Source organism: Acinetobacter sp. YH12151, from assembly GCF_013418355.1.
Lineage (GTDB): Bacteria > Pseudomonadota > Gammaproteobacteria > Pseudomonadales > Moraxellaceae > Acinetobacter > Acinetobacter pseudolwoffii.
The window spans coordinates 57,012-78,279 of the sequence record NZ_VPCG01000011.1; the positions used below are offsets into that span (position 1 = coordinate 57,012).

19 protein-coding genes, 3 tRNA genes and 1 other RNA gene are annotated in these 21,268 nt (G+C 44.0%); 12 read left to right on the plus strand and 11 right to left on the minus strand.

Features of this window, described 5'->3' with window-relative positions:
- Positions 1 to 73: 73 nt before the first annotated feature.
- Together FTU82_RS06055 and FTU82_RS06060 are read right to left on the minus strand one after the other, a co-directional pair.
- On the minus strand, positions 74 to 298 hold the full coding sequence (locus tag FTU82_RS06055; RefSeq protein ID WP_180101135.1) for a hypothetical protein: 225 nt from the start codon (positions 296 to 298) through the stop codon (positions 74 to 76).
- A gap of 101 nt (positions 299 to 399) precedes the next feature.
- Complete coding sequence (locus FTU82_RS06060) at positions 400 to 888, minus strand: hypothetical protein (protein ID WP_159516100.1); 489 nt, start codon at positions 886 to 888, stop codon at positions 400 to 402.
- Between the two features lie 308 nt (positions 889 to 1,196).
- On the opposite strand from FTU82_RS06060, the gene carA reads away from it, so the two are divergent.
- The 4 genes from carA (at position 1,197) to FTU82_RS06080 (ending at position 7,349) form a co-directional block, all read left to right on the plus strand.
- A complete protein-coding gene (gene carA, locus FTU82_RS06065; RefSeq protein ID WP_005097721.1) occupies positions 1,197 to 2,336 on the plus strand; it encodes a glutamine-hydrolyzing carbamoyl-phosphate synthase small subunit in 1,140 nt (379 codons plus the stop codon).
- Positions 2,337 to 2,349: 13 nt separating this feature from the next.
- Complete coding sequence (gene carB / locus FTU82_RS06070) at positions 2,350 to 5,580, plus strand: carbamoyl-phosphate synthase large subunit (RefSeq protein WP_180101136.1); 3,231 nt, start codon at positions 2,350 to 2,352, stop codon at positions 5,578 to 5,580.
- A 92-nt stretch (positions 5,581 to 5,672) separates the two neighbouring features.
- Positions 5,673 to 6,149 carry a transcription elongation factor GreA gene (greA, locus tag FTU82_RS06075; RefSeq protein ID WP_005097724.1) on the plus strand — a complete coding sequence of 159 codons (477 nt, stop codon included), beginning with the start codon at positions 5,673 to 5,675 and terminating at the stop codon, positions 6,147 to 6,149.
- Between the two features lie 576 nt (positions 6,150 to 6,725).
- Complete coding sequence (locus FTU82_RS06080) at positions 6,726 to 7,349, plus strand: CatB-related O-acetyltransferase (RefSeq protein ID WP_180101137.1); 624 nt, start codon at positions 6,726 to 6,728, stop codon at positions 7,347 to 7,349.
- Between the two features lie 2 nt (positions 7,350 to 7,351).
- Here FTU82_RS06080 and FTU82_RS06085 read toward each other — a convergent pair whose 3' ends face one another.
- The 5 genes from FTU82_RS06085 to coaD form a co-directional block, all read right to left on the minus strand.
- Positions 7,352 to 8,791 (minus strand): P-loop NTPase fold protein, encoded by a 1,440-nt coding sequence (locus tag FTU82_RS06085; protein WP_180101138.1) that lies wholly within the window; start codon positions 8,789 to 8,791, stop codon positions 7,352 to 7,354.
- A gap of 101 nt (positions 8,792 to 8,892) precedes the next feature.
- Positions 8,893 to 8,969, minus strand: a tRNA-Met gene (locus FTU82_RS06090).
- Between the two features lie 72 nt (positions 8,970 to 9,041).
- Positions 9,042 to 9,419: RNase P RNA component class A (gene rnpB / locus FTU82_RS06095), an RNA gene on the minus strand.
- Between the two features lie 26 nt (positions 9,420 to 9,445).
- Positions 9,446 to 9,709, minus strand: coding sequence for a YfhL family 4Fe-4S dicluster ferredoxin (locus FTU82_RS06100; RefSeq protein ID WP_005097729.1), 264 nt, complete (start codon positions 9,707 to 9,709; stop codon positions 9,446 to 9,448).
- Position 9,710: 1 nt separating this feature from the next.
- Entirely contained in the window at positions 9,711 to 10,202 is a 492-nt protein-coding gene (gene coaD, locus FTU82_RS06105) for a pantetheine-phosphate adenylyltransferase (RefSeq protein ID WP_004280585.1), read from the minus strand.
- Positions 10,203 to 10,341: 139 nt separating this feature from the next.
- On the opposite strand from coaD, the gene smpB reads away from it, so the two are divergent.
- Positions 10,342 to 10,821: an SsrA-binding protein SmpB gene (smpB, locus tag FTU82_RS06110; RefSeq protein WP_180101139.1), complete on the plus strand. Its 480-nt coding sequence runs from the start codon at positions 10,342 to 10,344 to the stop codon at positions 10,819 to 10,821.
- 56 nt (positions 10,822 to 10,877) lie between these two features.
- Here smpB and FTU82_RS06115 read toward each other — a convergent pair whose 3' ends face one another.
- Genes FTU82_RS06115 through rluD form a run of 3 tightly spaced genes read right to left on the minus strand, consistent with a single transcriptional unit; the run spans position 10,878 to position 13,309 of the window.
- Positions 10,878 to 11,438, minus strand: coding sequence for a flavodoxin family protein (locus tag FTU82_RS06115; RefSeq protein ID WP_005097730.1), 561 nt, complete (start codon positions 11,436 to 11,438; stop codon positions 10,878 to 10,880).
- Between the two features lie 40 nt (positions 11,439 to 11,478).
- Positions 11,479 to 12,219: a peptidoglycan editing factor PgeF gene (pgeF, locus tag FTU82_RS06120; RefSeq protein WP_005169848.1), complete on the minus strand. Its 741-nt coding sequence runs from the start codon at positions 12,217 to 12,219 to the stop codon at positions 11,479 to 11,481.
- Positions 12,220 to 12,256: 37 nt separating this feature from the next.
- Positions 12,257 to 13,309 carry a 23S rRNA pseudouridine(1911/1915/1917) synthase RluD gene (gene rluD / locus FTU82_RS06125; protein WP_005169846.1) on the minus strand — a complete coding sequence of 351 codons (1,053 nt, stop codon included), beginning with the start codon at positions 13,307 to 13,309 and terminating at the stop codon, positions 12,257 to 12,259.
- 71 nt (positions 13,310 to 13,380) lie between these two features.
- On the opposite strand from rluD, the gene FTU82_RS06130 reads away from it, so the two are divergent.
- Both FTU82_RS06130 and FTU82_RS06135 read left to right on the plus strand, forming a co-directional pair.
- Positions 13,381 to 14,373 (plus strand): outer membrane protein assembly factor BamD, encoded by a 993-nt coding sequence (locus tag FTU82_RS06130; RefSeq protein ID WP_005097733.1) that lies wholly within the window; start codon positions 13,381 to 13,383, stop codon positions 14,371 to 14,373.
- Between the two features lie 193 nt (positions 14,374 to 14,566).
- Complete coding sequence (locus FTU82_RS06135; protein ID WP_180000960.1) at positions 14,567 to 16,480, plus strand: DNA primase; 1,914 nt, start codon at positions 14,567 to 14,569, stop codon at positions 16,478 to 16,480.
- Positions 16,481 to 16,561: 81 nt separating this feature from the next.
- Here FTU82_RS06135 and hemA read toward each other — a convergent pair whose 3' ends face one another.
- Entirely contained in the window at positions 16,562 to 17,845 is a 1,284-nt protein-coding gene (gene hemA / locus FTU82_RS06140) for a glutamyl-tRNA reductase (protein WP_005169843.1), read from the minus strand.
- Between the two features lie 78 nt (positions 17,846 to 17,923).
- Between hemA and FTU82_RS06145 the strand changes: the two genes are divergently transcribed.
- The 5 genes from FTU82_RS06145 to FTU82_RS06165 all read left to right on the plus strand — a co-directional run bounded on the left by FTU82_RS06145 (position 17,924) and on the right by FTU82_RS06165 (position 21,248).
- Positions 17,924 to 19,636: a tetratricopeptide repeat protein gene (locus tag FTU82_RS06145; protein ID WP_100329191.1), complete on the plus strand. Its 1,713-nt coding sequence runs from the start codon at positions 17,924 to 17,926 to the stop codon at positions 19,634 to 19,636.
- A gap of 7 nt (positions 19,637 to 19,643) precedes the next feature.
- Positions 19,644 to 20,222 (plus strand): lipoprotein insertase outer membrane protein LolB, encoded by a 579-nt coding sequence (gene lolB / locus FTU82_RS06150; RefSeq protein ID WP_005097737.1) that lies wholly within the window; start codon positions 19,644 to 19,646, stop codon positions 20,220 to 20,222.
- Positions 20,223 to 20,243: 21 nt separating this feature from the next.
- Positions 20,244 to 21,071, plus strand: a complete 828-nt coding sequence (gene ispE, locus FTU82_RS06155) for a 4-(cytidine 5'-diphospho)-2-C-methyl-D-erythritol kinase (protein WP_180101140.1) — start codon at positions 20,244 to 20,246, stop codon at positions 21,069 to 21,071.
- A gap of 2 nt (positions 21,072 to 21,073) precedes the next feature.
- Positions 21,074 to 21,148, plus strand: a tRNA-Gln gene (locus FTU82_RS06160).
- Between the two features lie 25 nt (positions 21,149 to 21,173).
- Positions 21,174 to 21,248 (plus strand) — tRNA-Gln (locus tag FTU82_RS06165).
- Positions 21,249 to 21,268: the final 20 nt, after the last annotated feature.

Sequence of the window (21,268 nt, forward strand, 5' to 3'; positions counted from 1 at the left end):
TCTCTAGACAAAGTAGTTAGCTGTGTATGGTTATTTTGCATTTTCTTGTTTTTGAACATCTTAGAGTAGCATTTTAATGAGGTAACTGATGCTGGCTCCGAATGGCTTTCACTGCAGCATAAAGAATAAAAGTAAAAGTGAGTACCATGAGCAGAACAGTCCCCAAAACCTGCCCCAGTACGCCCAAACATAACACAATCACACCCAGATAAAGTATGCGCCCCAAGCCGCTTTCCAGATTAAGCAGCATAATCAATATCAATAAAACAAGCACACCTACCAAATAATGCCGTGGCATCGTAACCCCTTCTGATTATTATTGTGAGTCCGTTTTGCTACATAAAGACAAAGGAGAACATGTGATTGTTCTCCTTTTAAAGAGCAGCCTTTCAACGCAGCTTAACTTTTCAGCTCAGGCTTTTTGTCTGAACTTTCTGCTTTCACTACCGGCTTGACTTTTTTCAGCACTTCAATGGTGCTGTCTTTAGAACGTTTTAAGGTATCGGTCAAATGCTCTTTATGTTTGGTCGAAATCTGACTGACATCCTCTTTCAGTTCCTTGCCCAGACTGGACAAGTCTTCGATCACTGCATTGAATTCTGTTTTGATAAAGCTCTTCAATTCAGTTAATTCTTTTTGTGAACCGAAGATCTGCTCCTTTAAAGTGTCAATTCGCTGCAACACCTCCTGCTTAAATTGGCGCAATTGTTCCTGTACGGTATCGGTCAATTGCTTGGCTTCAACTTCAAGCTTTTCTTTACTTTCTTCGATGCTTTCAAGTGCTTGATCTTTCGCCTCTACTGCTACTTTTTCAAGCTTCTCGGCAGTTTCTGCCACGACGCTCGGGCTGGCTTTTTTGGATTGGGTAGATTTTGATGCTGTAGTCATTTGTCTTGTTCCTATTGTTATATTGACTGAGCTATATTAGTAGACTTGATAAAATTTAAGATTTGATTTGTCTGACAATTATTAATTGCTTACATTTTTTCATCCTGTTTACAAAACAGACTTCCACTCAAAAAGCAAGGCATTTATCTTATACTTTCGCTGCAAAGCCATTGGACTTCAAGCATCATTCTGCGTATAATGCCGTGTTAAGTTCAAGCGAGCAGACATAGGAGGGTAGGTTTAAAAATTAGCCTTCCTTTTTTTTCGTCTTCTCGCTTTTTTACAGCCTAAATTTCAGGAGCTTTGGTTTGAGCACCCCAGCAATTTTAGCCCTTGCCGACGGAACTATCTTTAAAGGTACTTCGATTGGCGCATCGGGTAGTACGACTGGTGAAGTCGTTTTCAACACTGCCATGACTGGCTATCAAGAAATTTTGACTGACCCGAGTTATGCACAGCAACTTGTGACACTGACTTACCCGCATATCGGTAACACAGGCTGCAATGAAGAAGACGCTGAATCAGGTCGTATTCATAAAGTTTGGGCCAACGGATTGATCATTCGTGACCTGCCTTTATTGCACAGTAACTTCCGTTCAACCCAATCATTAGCTGAATATTTGGTACAACACAATGTTGTGGCAATTGCGGATATCGACACGCGTAAATTGACACGTATCCTACGTGACAAAGGTGCGCAAAATGGCTGTATCCTTGCTGGCGAAAATATCACTGAAGCAGAAGCGCTTGAAAAAGCACGTGCCTTTAGCGGTTTAAACGGTTTAGACCTGGCAAAAGAATGTTGCGATCCTGAGGGCTTTGAGTGGACTGAAGGCTCTTGGGCATTAGGCAAAGGTTTCTCTCAACCTGAACTTAAATTCCATGTTGTTGCATACGATTACGGTGTCAAAACCAACATCTTACGTATGCTCGCAGACCGCGGTTGTAAACTGACTGTGGTGCCTGCGCAAACTCCTGCTGCTGACGTACTTGCTCTGAATCCAGATGGCGTGTTCCTGTCGAACGGCCCTGGCGATCCAGCTGCATGTGACTACGCAATTGAAGCTGTAAAAACAATTGTAGAAACCACTGAAATTCCAGTATTTGGTATCTGTCTGGGTCACCAGATCCTTGCACTTGCAAGTGGCGCCAAAACACTAAAAATGCCTCACGGTCACCACGGTGCCAACCATCCTGTGCAAAACCTTGAAAATGGTACAGTGATGATTACTTCTCAAAACCACGGCTTCGCAGTTGATGAAAGCAACCTGCCGGATGTATTGCGTGTAACGCATCGCTCACTGTTTGATGGTACTAACCAAGGTATTCATCGCACAGACAAGCCTGCGTTCAGCTTCCAGGGTCACCCTGAAGCAAGCCCTGGTCCACATGACTGCGCACCATTGTTCGATCATTTCATCGAACTTATCGAAGCATCTAAGAAGTAATTAAGGAAGCATCATGGCTAAACGTACTGACATTAAAAGCATCTTAATTATTGGTGCGGGTCCGATTGTCATCGGTCAGGCATGTGAGTTTGACTACTCAGGTGCTCAAGCATGTAAAGCCCTTCGTGAAGAAGGCTACCGCGTTATTTTGGTCAACTCGAATCCGGCGACCATCATGACCGATCCTGCAATGGCAGACGCAACGTATATCGAACCGATTACCTGGCAAACTGTTGCACAAATTATTGAGAAAGAACGCCCAGACGCAGTTCTTCCCACCATGGGCGGTCAAACTGCATTGAACTGTGCCCTTGCCCTTGATGAGCACGGCATTCTAGAAAAATACAATGTTGAATTGATCGGCGCGACCAAAGAAGCGATTGAAAAAGCTGAAGACCGCAAACTCTTCGACCAGGCAATGCGTAAAATTGGTCTTGAATGTCCAAAAGCAGATATTGCCGAGTCAATGGAAGAAGCTTTAACTATTCAAGCACGCTTCGGCTTCCCTGTGATTATCCGTCCATCATTCACGATGGGTGGTTCAGGCGGCGGTATCGCATATAACCGTGAAGAGTTCATTGAAATCTGTGAACGCGGTTTCGATCTTTCTCCGACCAAACAGTTATTGATTGATGAATCTTTAATTGGCTGGAAAGAATACGAGATGGAAGTTGTTCGTGACAAAAACGACAACTGTATCATCGTCTGTACCATTGAAAACTTTGATCCAATGGGCGTGCACACCGGTGACTCCATCACTGTTGCACCTGCACAAACGCTGACAGATAAAGAATTCCAGTTACTTCGTAATGCATCTTTAGCTGTACTTCGTGAAATTGGCGTAGAAACAGGCGGTTCAAACGTTCAGTTCGGTATCAACCCGAAAGACGGCCGTATCGTTGTGATCGAGATGAACCCACGTGTTTCTCGTTCTTCTGCCCTTGCATCTAAAGCAACGGGTTTCCCGATTGCGAAAATCGCGGCGAAACTGGCTGTAGGTTATACCCTTGATGAGTTGAAAAATGACATCACGGGCGGTACAACTCCTGCTTCATTCGAACCTGCGATTGACTACGTTGTAACGAAAATTCCTCGCTTCAACTTCGAGAAATTCCCGCAAGCAGATGCAACTTTGACCACACAGATGAAATCTGTCGGTGAAGTCATGGCCATTGGCCGTAACTTCCAGGAGTCTATGCAAAAAGCGCTTCGTGGTCTTGAAGTTGGTGCTTCTGGCTTCGATGAAAAAATCGAAATCGGTGCTGAAGGTGCGAAAGATAAAATTCTTCAAGAACTTAAAGTGCCAGGTCCTGAGCGTATCTGGTTCATTGGTGATGCATTCCGTCACGGCTTTACACTTGATGAAGTATTTGCTGCAACCAATATCGACCCTTGGTTCCTGATTCAAATCGAAGACATCATTAAAACTGAAGAACAGATTAAATCTTTAGGTTTTGGTGATTTGAACGCGGACAACATCCGCAGCTTCAAACGTAAAGGTTTATCGGATCTTCGTATTGCAGACTTGATGGGCATTTCACAAAAACAATTCCGTAAACACCGTTGGAACCTGGGCGTAACCCCTGTTTACAAACGTGTCGATACATGTGCTGCAGAATTCGAATCTGATACAGCATACATGTACTCAACTTACGATGAGGAATGTGAGGCAAATCCATCAACGCATGACAAGATAATGGTGATTGGTGGCGGGCCTAACCGTATTGGTCAAGGTATCGAGTTCGATTACTGCTGTGTACACGCAGCGCTTGCAATGCGTGAAGATGGTTATGAAACCATCATGGTCAACTGTAATCCTGAAACGGTTTCTACAGATTACGACACATCAGACCGTTTGTACTTCGAACCAATCACATTGGAAGATGTGCTTGAAATCGTACGTATCGAGAAGCCTAAAGGCATTATCGTGCAGTACGGTGGTCAAACACCTTTGAAATTGGCTCGTGCTTTGGAAGAAGCCGGTGCGCCAATTATCGGTACATCTCCAGACGCGATTGACCGTGCAGAAGACCGTGAACGCTTCCAGCAAATGATTCAGCGTCTGCAACTTCGTCAACCGAACAACAGCATTGTGAAATCTGCTGAAGAAGGTATGGCTGAAGCAGCGAAAGTTGGCTATCCACTCGTTGTACGTCCATCATACGTTCTTGGCGGTCGTGCCATGGAAATCGTGTATAACGATGACGAATTGAAACGCTACTTACGTGATGCAGTTCAAGCATCAAACGAAGCACCGGTTCTTCTTGACCGCTTCCTTGATGACGCGATCGAAGTTGACGTGGACTGCGTATCTGACGGCAAAGACGTTGTGATTGGCGGTATCATGCAGCACATTGAACAAGCGGGTATTCACTCTGGCGACTCAGCATGTTCGATTCCTCCTTACTCGCTTTCTCAAGAAGTACAGGACGAAATGCGCCGTCAAACTGTTGCAATGGCAAAAGAACTGGGTGTAATCGGTTTGATGAACGTTCAGTTTGCAGTAAAAGGCACTGACGTTTACATTCTGGAAGTGAACCCACGTGCATCACGTACTGTACCGTTCGTTTCTAAATGTATCGGTGAGTCTTTAGCAAAAGTTGCTGCACGTTGTATGGCAGGTCAATCTCTAGAATCTCAAGGATTCACTAAAGAGATTATTCCTCAGCACTTCTCTGTAAAAGAAGCGGTGTTCCCATTCAACAAATTCCCGGGTGTTGACCCAATCCTTGGCCCTGAGATGAAATCGACTGGCGAAGTCATGGGTGTTGGTAAATCATTTGGTGAAGCGTTCTATAAAGCTGTATTAGGCTCGAACGATCGCTTACCAGGTAAACCAACTGAAGGCGAAGTAAAACATGCGTTCCTGTCTGTTCGTGATTCAGATAAGCCGCATGTCGCGCGTATCGCTCAGCAACTGGTAGACTATGGCTTCAAGTTGCTTGCAACGGGTGGCACATACAGCGTGATTACTGAAGCGGGTATTGCATGTGAACGTGTAAATAAAGTAACTGAAGGCCGTCCTAATATCGTGGACCGCTTGAAAAATGGCGAAATTCACCTCATTATCAATACATCTGAAGGTAAACAGGCTCAGCAGGATTCGTTCTCGATCCGTCGCTCTGCGCTACAAGGTAAAGTGTATTACACTACCACCTTGAACGGTGCTGATGCTGTATGCCAAGCTTTAGCAATCAAATTGCCAATGGATGTATATCGCTTGCAAGACCTAACTAAAGGTTAATTAAGTTTCCAAGAAGTCCCGCTACCTTCTTGGTGGCGGGCTTTTTTTTATTTATAGATTTTATATCTTTCAACTGACTTTTGAGGGACAACATGCAACGTTATCCTATGACTCCTGAAGGCAAAATTGCCTTAGAGAAAGAATTACATCAACTGAAAACCGTTGACCGTCCTCGTATCACGGCTTCGATTGCGGAAGCACGTGAACACGGCGACTTAAAAGAAAATGCAGAATATCACGCAGCGCGTGAACAGCAAGGCTTCTGTGAAGGCCGTATTCAGGACATCGAAGGGAAACTGGGCGCTTGCCAGGTCATTGATGTGAAAGAACTTGAGCAATCAGGTCGTGTGGTTTTTGGTGTGACAGTGACAATTGAAAACCTGGATACTGAAGAGCAAAAAACTTACAAGATTGTAGGCGATGACGAAGCAGACTTTAAGATCAACAAGATCTCTGTGAACTCACCAATTGCACGTGGTCTTTTGGGTAAAAACGAAGGCGATGATGTGAAAATTACGACACCAAATGGTGAAGTTGAATACGAAATTGTGAAAGTTGAATATATCTAAGCTTTAGATATTTACAACAATTAAAGCCCCTCAATTGAGGGGTTTTTTATTGAAAAACTATTGATTTAGCTTTAATTTATGAGCAAATAATAAAATAGATAACAAAAAAATGGATGATCGCTTCATACACGCTTTTTACTATGCACTTGGCGGTTTGATCCTTGGTGTTGCCATCGCGATCAACTGGTCATACTTCATCGACATGCATACCAGTTCTGTCCTGATTATTTCAACCGCGATACTCAGCTGCGCAATTCTGGGCTTTCTTTTTCCCAATTGTATTGCTCGTATTTTTAGTATCTTTTGGAATTTGTTCAGATAAAATTTTTCATAATTTCAATCATATTCCTCACTCCCTTGTACACTCAGTATATATTCTGAGGATGTTATTCCACAGGAACACAAAGCCATCATTACAAATCAAAATTCACAATAAAATTGCCTTTCCTTTTAGGAAATGAAGAACACTACTCGACAAAGGAGAGGCCTTGTTTAAGAATCCCCCCAAAATCCCACTTTTTCAAAGAGGGACTTTTGTTTGCTATAATCCCCCAACCTTCAAAACGCCATATACGCATGTCTGAAAAGTTAATTAATTCCCCTGTCAAACACTGGTGTGAGTTCGAATTCATCTCAAAAACGGTGAAGAATCCAAATATTCATATTAAGGGGAATTATTCTTACTATTCCGCTTATTGGGATCAAGGGTTTGAGCGTTGTGTTGTGCGTTATCTACATGACAAGTCCTCTACTCCAGATAAACCCATTGATCAGCTCTATATCGGCAATTTTGTCTGTTTTGGCGCAGAATGCGTGATTATGATGGGTGGTAATCAATTACACCGTACAGACTGGATTTCAGCCTTTCCCTTCGATACACGCAGTTTTGTGCCTGCTGGCGACACAGTCATTGGCGATGGATGCTGGATTGGCTCACGTGCCATGATTATGCAAGGTGTAACGCTTGGCGAAGGTGCTGTGGTAGCAACAAGTGCTGTAGTAACCAAAGATGTGCCGCCTTATGCAATTGTCGGTGGTGTACCTGCGAAAATCATTAAATACCGTTTTCCTGAAGAAGATATTAAAAAACTGCTTTCTCTAAAGCTCTATGACTTAGATGAACAGCAGTTTTTAAAAATACGTGAGCAGTTCCAGACGGATGATGTGGTTAGCTTAGTAAATTTTATATCTAATTCATAAAATTACAGTCCAGTTTTTATATAATTCATCCAAGATTCAATAAAATCACTAGTTTTACTCAAAGGGCTTATTGAAAATGCAGACAAATACTCTATGTACTTGCTTTCTTTCCAACTAGCATCATCTCTAATTCGCTCAATATTATGATGCTCATGAATAAAGCTACTCATAAAAAAATCTTCAATTTTATAATCCCATTTCAATATATCTCGCACCCATGTAGTATCAGTAATTGCATCAAACTTAGTATCAAAACTTAAATTAAGGTTATGTTTTTTCATAAAATCCCTCTTATTTAAATACAGATTATTAGATAAGATTTTAATAATTATTTCAAAATACCTAATATAATCATGTTGTACTGATAACGGTGTCATTATTAGGCTAATAAGAATTAAATTCTTGTTAGTGTCATTTGTCCTTAATAAAGCATATTGATTTAGCTTTTTAACTAACTCTCGCGGATTTAATTTTTTCTCTAATTGCAAAGCTAAAACCCAAAAATAGAACTCGTTTATTTCATCTTTATTAGCTAACTCTCCTATTCGAAAGAGTTGTTCTTTGATAATATTTTCATAATTTTTTTTACAATTTTCTGAAGAAAGATGTACTGTAAAATCAATAAATTTTTCTAAATAATCACCATTCATCTCCACTTCATAACCATACACACTTTTGATAGATTGTAATAATTGTGGCTTATTCATTACTAAAACAAAAACAATTTTTGGAATATCAAAAAAGTGCTTAATTCTTTCAATTAGACGAATTGCAAAATCGGGGCGACAGCGATCTAATTCATCAACAATAAAAACTAAAGGTTTTTCTAGCTGTGATGCAAGTTGAGCAAGCTCTTTTTTAAAATCTTGAATTGTTTGTTTTTCAATATGATGATTTTCTATTTTCTTTTCGATTTGTTCCTTTACCTTAGATGCTATCTCATCACTAGCAACATCAAAAACATCCTTTGCCTCCTCATAAACTGCTTTTATGGTCTCGCCTGCCCCACCTAAACCTATCCAGTGCATTCCAGCTTTAGCTACAATCATTGGTATTACAGCTGCTAGAGAAATTAAAACCGAGGCAGTCTTTGAATTAAAATCATTAATCTCTTCAATACCAATTTCATCAGAATCTTTAAAAGCTTGGCTAATCTGTGCTGCAATCGTTAAGAAGGGATCATCTAAATAATCATTCGCAAAGGCATCCAAATAAATGACATTGTGATTTGTATCAGATAAATGCTTTGCCCAGTGACGAACAAACCATGTTTTCCCCTCACCCCAACGCGCATCTAACGCTAATACTGCGCCACATTGCAAACGATCTACATAACGTTCTAATTGCAAACCTAAACGTTTTCTATCCCACAGATCACCTTCCCACGCACTTTGGATATTTTCAAAATCATCTCGTTTTATACCGACTTGATTGTTAGTCATTATTTTTAAAATACAGTTGCTTATTTTGAATAACATCATATCATTTTAATTTTTATAGACATAAAAAAACCCACTCAATCGGAGTGGGTTTTTTCAGAATATGGTGGCTATGACGAGACTTGAACTTGTGACCCCCGCATTATGAGTGCGGTGCTCTAACCAACTGAGCTACATAGCCTTAAACTGTGCGCGCATTATGAGATTTTCTTTAAAGAGCGTCAACCCCATAATGCACTGTTTGATCAAAATTTGTTGAAGTGAGCCGATAAGCCGGGTTCTGTCGTGAACGATCATTCCTCTAGGCGCACAATCACTCATGCGCTCAAGCGACCTACCCGAATCCAGCATGGGCCATGCCTAATGGATTCCTATTTGGTCTTGCTTCCGGTGGGGTTTACCTCGCCATGAACTGTTACCAGCCATGCGGTGCGCTCTTACCGCACCCTTTCACCCTTACCTCCGATTCCGATTGCTCGAAAACATAATGAAGGCGGTCTTCTCTCTGCTGCACTTGCCGTCGGTTTACACCGCCCAGGCGTTACCTGGCACCTTGCCCTATGAAGCCCGGACTTTCCTCCCCTGCTTCAATCACGGAGATCTCCACAGCAGCGATCGTCTGGCTCACTTCGAGCGGCATAGTACCAAATATCGAGACTAATTGCTTGATGTTTTTTGAGCAGTCAGTTTTTCATACTTGGCTTGCAGCTGCTCCTGCGTTTCCGCATGGTTCGGATCCAGTGGAATACAATCCACCGGACAGAACAGCTGACATTGCGGTTGATCATGATGTCCGACGCACTCTGTACATAAATCTGGATGAATCTCATAAATGAGTTCACCCATATAAATGGCCTCATTCGGGCATACAGGTTCACAGACATCACAATTAATACATTCATCGGTGATATATAAAGACACGCTACCAACCTTGTTGAAGTTTACGCTCGAAGGCAGCAACCACGTTTGGTGGTACAAACTTGGTCACATCACCTCTTAATCGAGCAATTTCACGCACCAAAGTGGATGAAATAAAAGAATATTGCTCTGAAGGAGTTAAAAATACCGCTTCAAAGTGGGAGTCAAGCTGACGGTTCATATTGGCCAGCTGAAATTCATACTCAAAATCGGACACTGCACGCAAACCACGCAGTACAGCCGTCGCTTTTTGTTCACGAAAGAAATTGACCAGCAAACCATCAAAACCTACAAATTCAACATTGTCCAAATGACTCAATGACTCTTTTGCCAGGGCAACACGCTCTTCCAGACTAAATACCGGATTTTTATGATGACCGATGGCAATCGCCACAACGACCTCATCAAACATTCGCGCTGCGCGGGTTACCAAATCAATATGTCCATTGGTAATTGGATCAAAAGTCCCCGGATAAATCACACGAGTTTTAGACATCCATTTGTACTCTGTTTGTTATGTAGAATCTTATTTTAGCAAAAACTTGTTTTTTTGGTGAATAATCCTCATTAATTTAAAAAACTTCACCTTATTTCTAGTTGCGGTACAATAGCAGCACGTTTGGAAGTATCAGATTATGGCGAAAGCATCTATTGTAGTAAAAAAAAATAATGGCGGTACCATTGCACTGAATAAACGTGCCCGCCACGATTATTTTATTGAAGAGAAATTTGAAGCGGGGCTGTCATTAAAGGGCTGGGAAGTCAAATCAATGCGTTCCGGTCGTATGACCATTGTAGAAAGCTATATTACCTTTAAAAATGGTGAAGCTTTCCTGTTTGGTGCGCAAGTTCAGCCTTTGCTGAGTGCTTCAACACACGTGGTGCCTGAAGCGACCCGTACCCGAAAACTGTTGTTGAATCGCCGTGAAATTGAAAAGCTGATGGGCGCGATTAACCAGAAAGGTTATTCCTGCGTGCCACTGGCCTGTTACTGGAAAGGCCCACATGCCAAGCTGGAAATTGCACTGGTCAAAGGTAAGCAGCTCCATGACAAACGTGCCACTGAAAAAGACCGTGACTGGCAACGTGATAAAGCGCGAATTTTCCATAAATAATGGATCAATACTTGAATATAAAAACCTCCAGCATGTGGAGGTTTTTTTATCACTGACTAAGCTGGATGATTTAAGCGCGCCAGTGTCAAAGCAATATATTCGCCAAACCAGAGCGCGGTTTTTAAATCCCCTTCAGGTGGGGTGACTTCTACCGGTGCATTGTCCGACTGGGTCATCAACCCCAAAAAGCTCGACATACGATTCAGATCAGTCACGGCACGACCTGTCGGCATCAAGGGCAAACCGCTCCACAACATACCATGCTGCATCGCAAACAGGTTGATTTGCTGCAACACTGCCAGTTTGTCGCCACTAAGTCCGCCACCATTGGTAAAAGCTGCTGCCAGTTTGCCCTGCCAGCTACGCGCCAGCCAGCGCTTGGATGACTGCTCCATAAACAGCTTCATGGCAGAGGTCAGGCTTCCCATATAGGTCGGACAACCAAAGACAATCGCATCCGCGGCATCTAGCACATCCCAATCAATATGTTCGACATTCATCATATGCACCTGAACACCGGTTTCCCGTGCACCATCGGCAATAAAATTTGCCACTTTAGCCGTGTGTCCATAAGGACTGTGATAAACAATCGCAACAGATTTGGAAGATAGGGACATAATGCTCAAAAGCCAAAAAATTCAGTTAAGTTTAACATTTTCATGCCATAAACACGAATGTCGCCATACGACCCGTTTTAGGCTCACGGCGATAAGAAAAATATTCATCCGCCTGACGATAAGAACACTGATCCCCGCCCAATACGGTATGTATCCCATGTTGTCGCAAGATATAACGCGCAATCGCATACAGGTCGGCATAATATTTACCCGCCTGCTCGCCCACCTGAAATGCACTGTCCAGTTCAGGATATTTACTGCAAAAAGCCACTTTCACCTCAGTGCCAATTTCAAAACAGGGCTGACTGATGGCTGCACCAAGCCAGGCCCAGGTCGGCGGAGTCTGCATGGCCGCAATGGTATTTTCGATAATACCACCGGCCAGACCACGCCAACCGGCATGCAAATTGGCAACTTCCGTACCATCGGCATTACCTAACACCACCGGCAAACAGTCTGCGGTCATCATCATCAGGGCATGCGCTTTGCGCTGCGTCACCAGACCATCGCCGACCAATGCCTCAAAGGGTATCTGTTCATTAATGCTATGACAGATGGTGCTATGCGTCTGGGTCATCCAGGTAATTTTATCTACGCCAAAGGCAGCGAAATCTTGCAGTAAAGCCATACGATGCTGTTGTACCCGCTGCGCATCATCCTGCACATGCAAGGCCAGATTAAAACCTGCAAGCTCAGGCTGCATGGATGGCTGTACTTTCGCATGATGAACGCGGGTCTGACCCACATACACACCTTGTGGAAGTCCTGGTACAAATTGCATCTCGATTCCTTGCTTTGACGCGAGCTAAATAAAAAAATTAATAGGCTTTGTTTTCGGTGCGCAGCACTTCAATCAGATTGGCAAAATCTTCCGGCCACGGCGCTTCAAAGGTCATTTCTTCTTTGCTACGCGGATGGGTCAGACCGAGTTTTGCTGCATGCAAGGCCTGACGTTTAAAGCCACGTAAAGTATCATCTAATAATTGTGATGCACCTGCCGGCATACGTACACGCGGCATATACACCTGATCACCAATCAGGCCAAAGCCGATATAGCTAAAATGCACACGAATCTGGTGGGTACGTCCGGTTTCAAGACGGGCTTGAACACGGGTGAAATGCTGGAAGCGCTCTTTGACGTTATAATGCGTTACTGCATCTTTACCGCCCGGAAGCACAGTCATTTTCACGCGATCCACCGGATGGCGTTTGATCGGTTCATCAATGGTACCGCCAGCAATAATATTGCCATATACCACCAGATCATACAGACGATACACTGATTTTTTCTCAAGCTGTTTGCTGAGAGAGAACTGTGATTCCAGATTTTTCGCGACGACCAACAAACCACTGGTGTCTTTATCAATACGGTGTACCAGACCGGCACGTGCCAGTTCAGCCGATTTTGGATAATGATGTAACAAAGCATTCACCAAAGTACCCGATGTATTGCCTGCGCCCGGATGCACAACCATGCCGACAGCTTTGTTAATGACGATAATGTCATCATCTTCATAGATGATGTCCAGTGGAATATCTTCCGGCAGGTTTCGCGTTTGCGCTTCAAGCTCGACATTTAAGGTCAGGATTTCAAAACCATCACTTTTAAATTTCGGCTTGACCGGTTGACCATTCACCAATAAATTGCCATCTTTGATCCATTGCTTTAATTTTTCTCGGGAAAAATCGCTCCAGACCATCGCGGCAATCTGGTCGATCCGTTGCCCGATATAAGTTTCATCCAGTTGAAATTGCAACGATAAACGTGTTGCAGTTGCTTCTGAAGTATGGTTATCTGCATCCTCAGAATCTTCAAGTAAATTGAAATCAGTATCAGGGATATTAGAATTGGAAGATTGTGCTTGACTCATTTGCTCATTCAGACAAAAGTGGTTTAATAGTGCAATTGTAGCTCATTGCCCGTATTAACAGAGGAATTTTTATGTCGCTACCACATTATAAAATGACAATGCTTGCCCTCACGATTGGCATTGCATCGGCAATGGTAGGCTGTAGCAGTAATCCCAAAAAAGAAGTCGTGGATAAAGGTCCTGAATCTAGCGAGCAAGTTTATATTCAAAAAGCACAGAAAGCGCTAGATCGTAATCAATATACCGATGCCGCAAAACAGCTAGAAGCACTGGAAACCTATTTCCCGACCAGTCAGTATGCTCCGCAAGCGCAGCTTGAACTGTTATATGTAAAATTTCAGCAAAAAGATTATGAAGGTGCAGTGGCACTGGCAGAGCGCTTTATCCGTCTGAATCCACAACATCCAAATGTCGACTATGCTTACTATGTACGCGGCGTATCCAATATGGAGCAGAACTATAATGGTCTGCTGCGTTATACCTCGCTGAAACAGTCGCATCGTGATGTCAGCTATCTGAAAGTGGCTTATCAGAATTTTGTCGATTTCATTCGCCGCTATCCGTCTAGCACCTATGCGGTCGATGCAGCGCAGCGCATGAAATTTATCGGTCAGGAACTGGCTGAGCATGAAATGAATGCGGCACGCTTTAATTTAAAACGTAAAGCCTATCTGGCTGCGGTTGAACGTGCACAATGGGTGGTGGAACATTATCCACAAACCCCTCAGATTCCAGAAGCACTGGCAACGATTGCCTATGGCTATGATCAACTGGGTGATAAAGCAACCTCTCAGCAATATGTTGATGTGTTAAAGCTGAATTATCCAAATCTGGTGAAATCTGATGGTACGGTCAACTTGCGTGCAGCACGTAGCGAAAGCAGTTTCTTTAACCGTGCCACACTGGGTATTTTTGGTAAAGAAGCCAAGACGGTGACTGACAACAATGCAGAGTCGGATGCGCCAGAAACTGAAAAGCGCAGCCTGACCAATCGTGTATCTTTTGGTTTGCTTGATCGTCCTAAAAATACCGAAGCAGAGCAACCTGAACCGACTGCCGAATAAGCCGACTGTCGCAGGTGCATTTTCTTTAAGGGCAAGGTATCATACTTGCCCTTTTGCTTTGTCCCGGCCAGGCTTGAACAAATCGTGCAAAAGGTATACAAAGGAAGTTAAAAAGAATTGACCTGAATCAGTTGAATCCTATTGATTCAATCACTTAAACCTTAGATACGCAGCACGAGAAGCTCAGCAGATTATGGCAATTCCTCAACATACGATTGATCAGATTCTCGATCGCACCGATATTGTCGATGTGATTGGTCAATTCGTGAAACTGAAAAAAACTGGCCGTACCTATTCGGGCTGCTGTCCTTTCCATCAGGAAAAATCGCCCTCTTTTCACGTCTATCGTGACAAACAATATTTTCACTGTTTTGGCTGTCAGGCCAATGGCAACGCCATCCGTTTTTTAATGGACATTGGTAGCCGTAATTTCGTCGAAGTGATGAAAGACCTGTCCAGTCAGACCGGCATTGAACTGCCAAAAGACAATACTGATTCCAATAAATTAAAATACAAACGGGAAGCCGCCAAACCGAAAATAGTCGCTGCGACCAAAGTTGAGAATACGCAAGCTCCGCAACGCCCAGCACAAGAACATTCTGTGTCGGATGCTTCTTTTGATCCATTTGCAGAGTTTCAGGCCTCCGAACAGGATTTCTACGGCGACCCTTTTGCTGCTTTTGAGCACATGCCAATGGCCGAAGTTCAGCAAGACGGCAACTTATACGACCTGCTGGAAAATATTGCGCAGTTCTATGAACGCCAGTTACCCAACAGTTCCAGTGCACAGCAATATTTCAAGCAACGTGGCCTGACTGCAGAAACCATTGCCTATTGGCGCTTAGGTTATGCACCTGAAGACTGGCAACATCTGGAAAAAGCCTTTCCTCAGGATATCGAAGGCCTGAAACTACTGGGGCTAATTCGTACCAGCGACAGTGGCCGTGATTTCGACCTGCTGCGAGAGCGGGTAATTTTCCCGATTCGTGATACCAAGGGTCGTGTGGTCGGCTTTGGTGGCCGTGCGCTCAATGACGAGATCAAGCCCAAATACATCAACTCGCCAGACTCTGAAGTTTTCCATAAGAACCAGTTGCTTTATGGGCTGTATGAAGGCAGAAAGCAGAAAGCCCAGGAATGGCTGATGGTCGAAGGCTATATGGATGTGATTGCATTGCAGCAATACGGCATTCATGGCGCAGTCGCGACACTGGGAACTGCCAGTAATACCGACCATCTGAACATTCTGTTTAAGCAGAACAACCGGATTACCATTGCCTTTGATGGCGATGCTGCCGGTCAAAAAGCCGCACGCCGAACGCTGGACATTGCCCTGCCATTACTCAGTGATGGCCGTGAGCTGAAATTCTTTGTTTTGCCTGCTGACCATGACCCGGACTCCTTGATCCGCCGTGAAGGCATCGAAAACTTTAGACGCTTGCTGGATCAGGCGCCGCTGATGTCGGACTTCGTGTTTGCCCATCTGACCCAAAATCAGGAAATCACTACCCCTGAAGGTAAAAGTCAGGTCATGGGTGAACTGAAAAATCTGACCGAATTATTGCCTAAACATGGCTCATTCCGCTATTTGCTGCAGCAATTTTTCCGCGAAAAACTGGGCTTTAACCGTAAATGGCAACCCAAGGTTAATACCGATGCATCCTTAAGTTTTAGCACCAAAATTGATGCTGAAGAATATGTGATTGCAATTTTGATGAATCATCCCTATTTGTATATTCATTTTGAACCACTGCGTGCGCTGGTATCTGAAGATCAGCTGCTGTTTAAAATCCTAAATATTCTGAATGTGATTTTTGATGACCTGCCGGATGATCCTGAACTCTCGATCTATTATGTTTTAGGTGCCTGTGCAGTACATCATCATGAATTACAGCATATTCTACAACATGCCAATGTGAGCGATTATACCTCTTCACCTGAACAGGCCGACAAACTGGCGGCAGACTTCTCGACCAAGCTGCAATATCAGTGTCTGAAAAACAAGATAAAATCGAAAAAATTTAGCAGCATTGCAGAAATGAAGAATCTGAAAATGCAGATTTACGAAATTGATAAAAAACGCTCCATGACCTTATTGGACGATTAACAGTTTTAAATCGCTTCAAATAAAAATAAGGCGTTTATCTCTAAACGCCGTTCTTCAAAATAGCTATTGTTAAAGAGCTCGCTAATGTTTGGTCTTGCGGCGTGTATCAACTACCTCTTGCAAGGTATCGCGCATCATTTCAAAACAGCTTGGATCTTCCGCCTTGGCCGCCTCACGCAGCACAATAGAAGTCGGATGTAAGAGTTTCTGTGTCAGGCGGTGCGAAAACTCAGCCATAACCATTTCTGCTTTTTCACCCTGGGCAATACGTTGCAGCGCCAATGCCAGTTCTTCCTGCCGCAACTCTTCACCATGGTCACGATAAGCATGAATGGTGGCCCCGGCCTGCTTGACCTTTTGCTGGGTCATCAGTTCTGTTGCGAGCTGATTCACCATAACTTCGGCTTCAACCGCAGCCTGACGACGATGCGCCAGATTTTCCTCAATCACGCTTTGCAGATCATCGACGCCATACAGATATACCCCATCAAGTTTTTCAACTTTAGGATCGATATCACGTGGCACGGCCAGATCGACTAACAACATTTGCTGATAACGGCGTTTTTTCAGTGCCGCTTTGATATCTGCAAAATGAATCACCTGATGCAGACTGCCGGTACAACTGGAAATCACATCGGCGCGATGCAGATTGTCTGCCAGCTGGTCAAAGTCAATAATTTCTACTTCTACCCGATGCGCAATTTCCTGCGCCAGAATGTCTGCACGTTCTCGGGTACGGTTACAGATAATAATCTTGCCCACACCCATTTCTGCGAGATGCTTGGCGACCAGACTGTTCATCTCCCCGGCTGCTACCACCATAATGGTGAGCTTGTCTGGATGACTAAATACCTGTAGGGCCAACTGTGCAACCGCATAGCCCATCGATACCGCATGACTGCCGACAGCAGTCTCGGAACGAACCCGTTTGGCCGCATAAAAGGCATATTCAAAAATTCGGTTTAAACTGCGTGACACCGTCTGGGAGTCTTTGGCAAGAGAAAGTGCATTTTTGACTTGTCCCAGAATCTGCGGTTCACCCAGCATCAGTGAATCCAGACCACTGGCGACACGCATCAAGTGCGTCACGGCTTGGGCATTTTCATAACGATAGACATGATTTTGCAGTTGTTTGACATCCACCCCATTTTTTTGGGCGAGCCAGTTCAGCACCATGTCGACATTGTCAGACATCGCGTAAACTTCGGTTCGGTTACATGTAGACACCACCACCATGTCGTTTAATTCAGGGTGTTGGCTTTGCTCGGCAAGAATGGCACTTAACTTTTCAGGGTTAAACGCAACTTGTTCCCGCAGTTCTACAGAGGCAGTTTGATGGTTGACACCCAATGCAAAGAAAGACATATCAGGTCATCATTTCAATAAATTTATGCTATTGTGCAATATCGGTGTCATAAAAAGCATTACTTGGATCAAGAAAAATTGCGTCAAACAATCAGCCGTATCAACGGCCCTACAATTAAGCAATATTCTACCACATTCCTATTGGTGGGTAGCATGGCTTCAACTGCTCATCTTTATGCAGCGGAAGCAGTTTACCATGCAAATCAAAATTATGATGCCATAAAACAAAGTATGATGGCCGAGTTTGCCATTGCCGCACATGACATTCCGACTGCTTTGCACAACTATACGGTTCTGGCAATCAAGAGCAATTCCACCACGGTCAAGCAGCGTGCACTGAATGTTGCATTGGAACATGATGATTTACAGGCAGCCCTCGATATCTCGACCCACTGGGTGGTACAGGAGCCGCAGGATGTCCCCGCCTTATTTTATTTATCCCATATTGCCCTGAAAGCGCATGAGTATGAGCTGGCGGCAGAGACCTTAGAGAAAATCCTGCAAATTGATGACAGTGCCGATCTGGAAGAAATTCTCGCTGGGATTTCACCTGAAGGCACAGAAGACCGCAGCTATCTGATTCAGGCTTTAAGCACCACCAAAGCCAGAGACAATCCGTCTATTCTGGTGCTGGTGGCCGGTCTGGAAGCACAAAATGGTCAGCTGGAACAGGCTTTAAATACCATTAACCGTGCTCTAAAAAAACGTCCGAATGCGACTGGTTATATCCTGATGAAAGCCAATCTGCTGAATGCTCTCGACGATCCAGAGGAAACTCTGCAATGGTATGAAAAATCCAGCCGTAAACACCGTAACAATCTGGATGTGCGTCTGGCCGAAGTCAAATATCTGGTCAAGCTCAATGAATCGACTTTAGCGCTAAAAAAACTGCAGGATATTCTAAAAAAATGGCCAACGGCTGAAGAAGCCTTGTTTATTGCCGGACTGACCAGTATTGATCTGGAAGAATACGAGAAGGCCGAAAAACATCTGGTCGAACTGCGTTATTCTGCACAGTATCAAAATGAAGCCTATTATTATCTGGCAGTGAATGCTGAACGCAAACAGCATTATGAAACCGCCAAAGCCTATTATCGTCTGGTCGATGGCAGTCTGTACACCGTCTCGCGTCGTAACATGATCTCGATTTTTGCCCAGCAGGATAAGCTGCATGATGCGCTGCGTTTCTTGACTCAGGAACGGGTGAATTATCCGCAACATGCCAGCTTTTTATATCTGGCCCAGGCAGATATTTTAACGCGTATGCAGAATAAAAAAGCCGCGATCCGCCTGCTAGAAGAAGCCAGCAAAAACCTGCCGGATGATCCGGAACTGGTTTATGCACAAGTGCTATTGCTAGATCCACATCAGGATCGCAACAAGCTGGATGAATTGCTGGCAAATTTACTCAAGATTGAACCGAATAGTCCGACCTATCTGAATGCCTATGCCTATACCCTGGCAATGCAGAACCGGCGTCTGGAAGAAGCGCGCCGCTATGTCGAACAGGCACTGGAATATGCACCGGAACAGGCTTCCATTCTGGATACCTATGGTTATATCTGTTATTTACAGAATGACTTTGCCACGGCTGCAGATGTGTTATACAAAGCGTATCAACTCAATCCAAGCGTGAAGATTGGGGTACGTTATGCGCGTTCGTTGTACATGAATGGTGATATACAACACTTCCATCAAGTGTTACAACAATTACAACAAAACCATCCAAATGACCCCGAATTAAAACAACTTAATTCGCTATTGTTAGCACCACAAAACCAAACGAGTTAATTCTTTTATGCGCAATTTAAGCCAATTGGGCTGCTGTGCCTTTGCAGCAACTGCTTTATTCTTAACTGGCTGTCAGCAGATGATCAATCCGCAAACGCCAGTGACACCTTCTGTACAGGCAGATAATCAATTCCAGCTGCAAGGTAAAATTGGTGTGCGCACACCGCAACAGACCGGCAGTGCATTCTTTACCTGGGTACAACAGCAAGAAGAATTTGATATTGAGCTGAGTGGCATTTTAGGTGTGGGCAAAACCCAGATTTCCGGCACGCCCGGCCAAGTCACATTAAACAGTGCTAAAACGGGTGTGATTCAGGCGGCCAGTGCCGAAGAATTACTGCAACGCGCCACAGGCTGGCAAGCACCGATCAGCTATTTAGTGGACTGGGTACAGGCCCGCCCTGCGACAACGACTGCCAAATTGCAAAAAGATGATACACAGCGGATTAGCCAGATTATTGAACAGGGCTGGACGGTCGATCTCAATTACAATGCGCAGGCAAAAATGCCAAACCGCTTGATTTTAAAGCAGTCACTTGAAAATGGTGCGGAAAACCGTATTACAATGATCATTGAAAACCGTTAATTGACCTGATGTTAGCCCATGATGATTCGTGTTCCCTCGCCTGCTAAACTGAATTTGTTTTTACATATTACCGGTCGCCGTGAAAATGGCTATCACGAGCTGCAAAGCATTTTTCAGCTGATTGATCTGTATGACTGGCTGGAGTTTGAACAAACAGATAATCAACACATCCAGATTGAAGGGCTGGCCTCAGTCGATCTGGAACAAAATTTAATCTATCGTGCGGTACAACTGTTGAAGCCCTATGCTCAAACACTGACCGGGCTAAAGATTCGTCTGGAAAAAAATATCCCGATGGGTGCTGGACTCGGTGGCGGTTCGTCGAATGCAGCCACCACCCTGATTGTGCTGAACCAGCTCTGGCAGTGCGGTTCAAATATCGAGCAACTGGCAGATCTCGGAGTCAAGCTGGGTGCAGATGTACCGATATTTGTACATGGTCGAAATGCCTGGGCTGAAGGCATTGGCGAACACTTAACATTCATAGACTTAGATCAAAAACAATTCATTGTGTTAAAACCTGACTGTTTTATCAGCACTCAACTGCTTTTTTCGCAAAAAGCATTGACAAGAGACACGAAGAGCACTAAATTTTGCGCCTATCAGCAAACGCCATCTGATTTTGGAAATAACTTTGAGCCACTGGCTCGATCCTTATATCCTGAAGTCGATGAAGCGATGCAATATCTCGACCAGTTCGGTATTGCAAAACTTACAGGTACAGGTGCTTGTGTGTTTATTGAAGTCACTGAAAATCTGAATATCGAAGATATTCTTGCAAATGCACCATGTAAAGCTTACCTGGTCAACAGTTTACAAGAATCACCTTTAGTTCAGTTTAAAGTGTAGATAGGGGTATCGCCAAGTGGTAAGGCACCGGGTTTTGATCTCGGCATCCGTTGGTTCGAATCCAGCTACCCCTGCCATTTTCACCTGTAGATGTACTGTATTAGGGGTATCGCCAAGTGGTAAGGCACCGGGTTTTGATCTCGGCATCCGTTGGTTCGAATCCAGCTACCCCTGCCATCTTACAGTTCATCAAATTT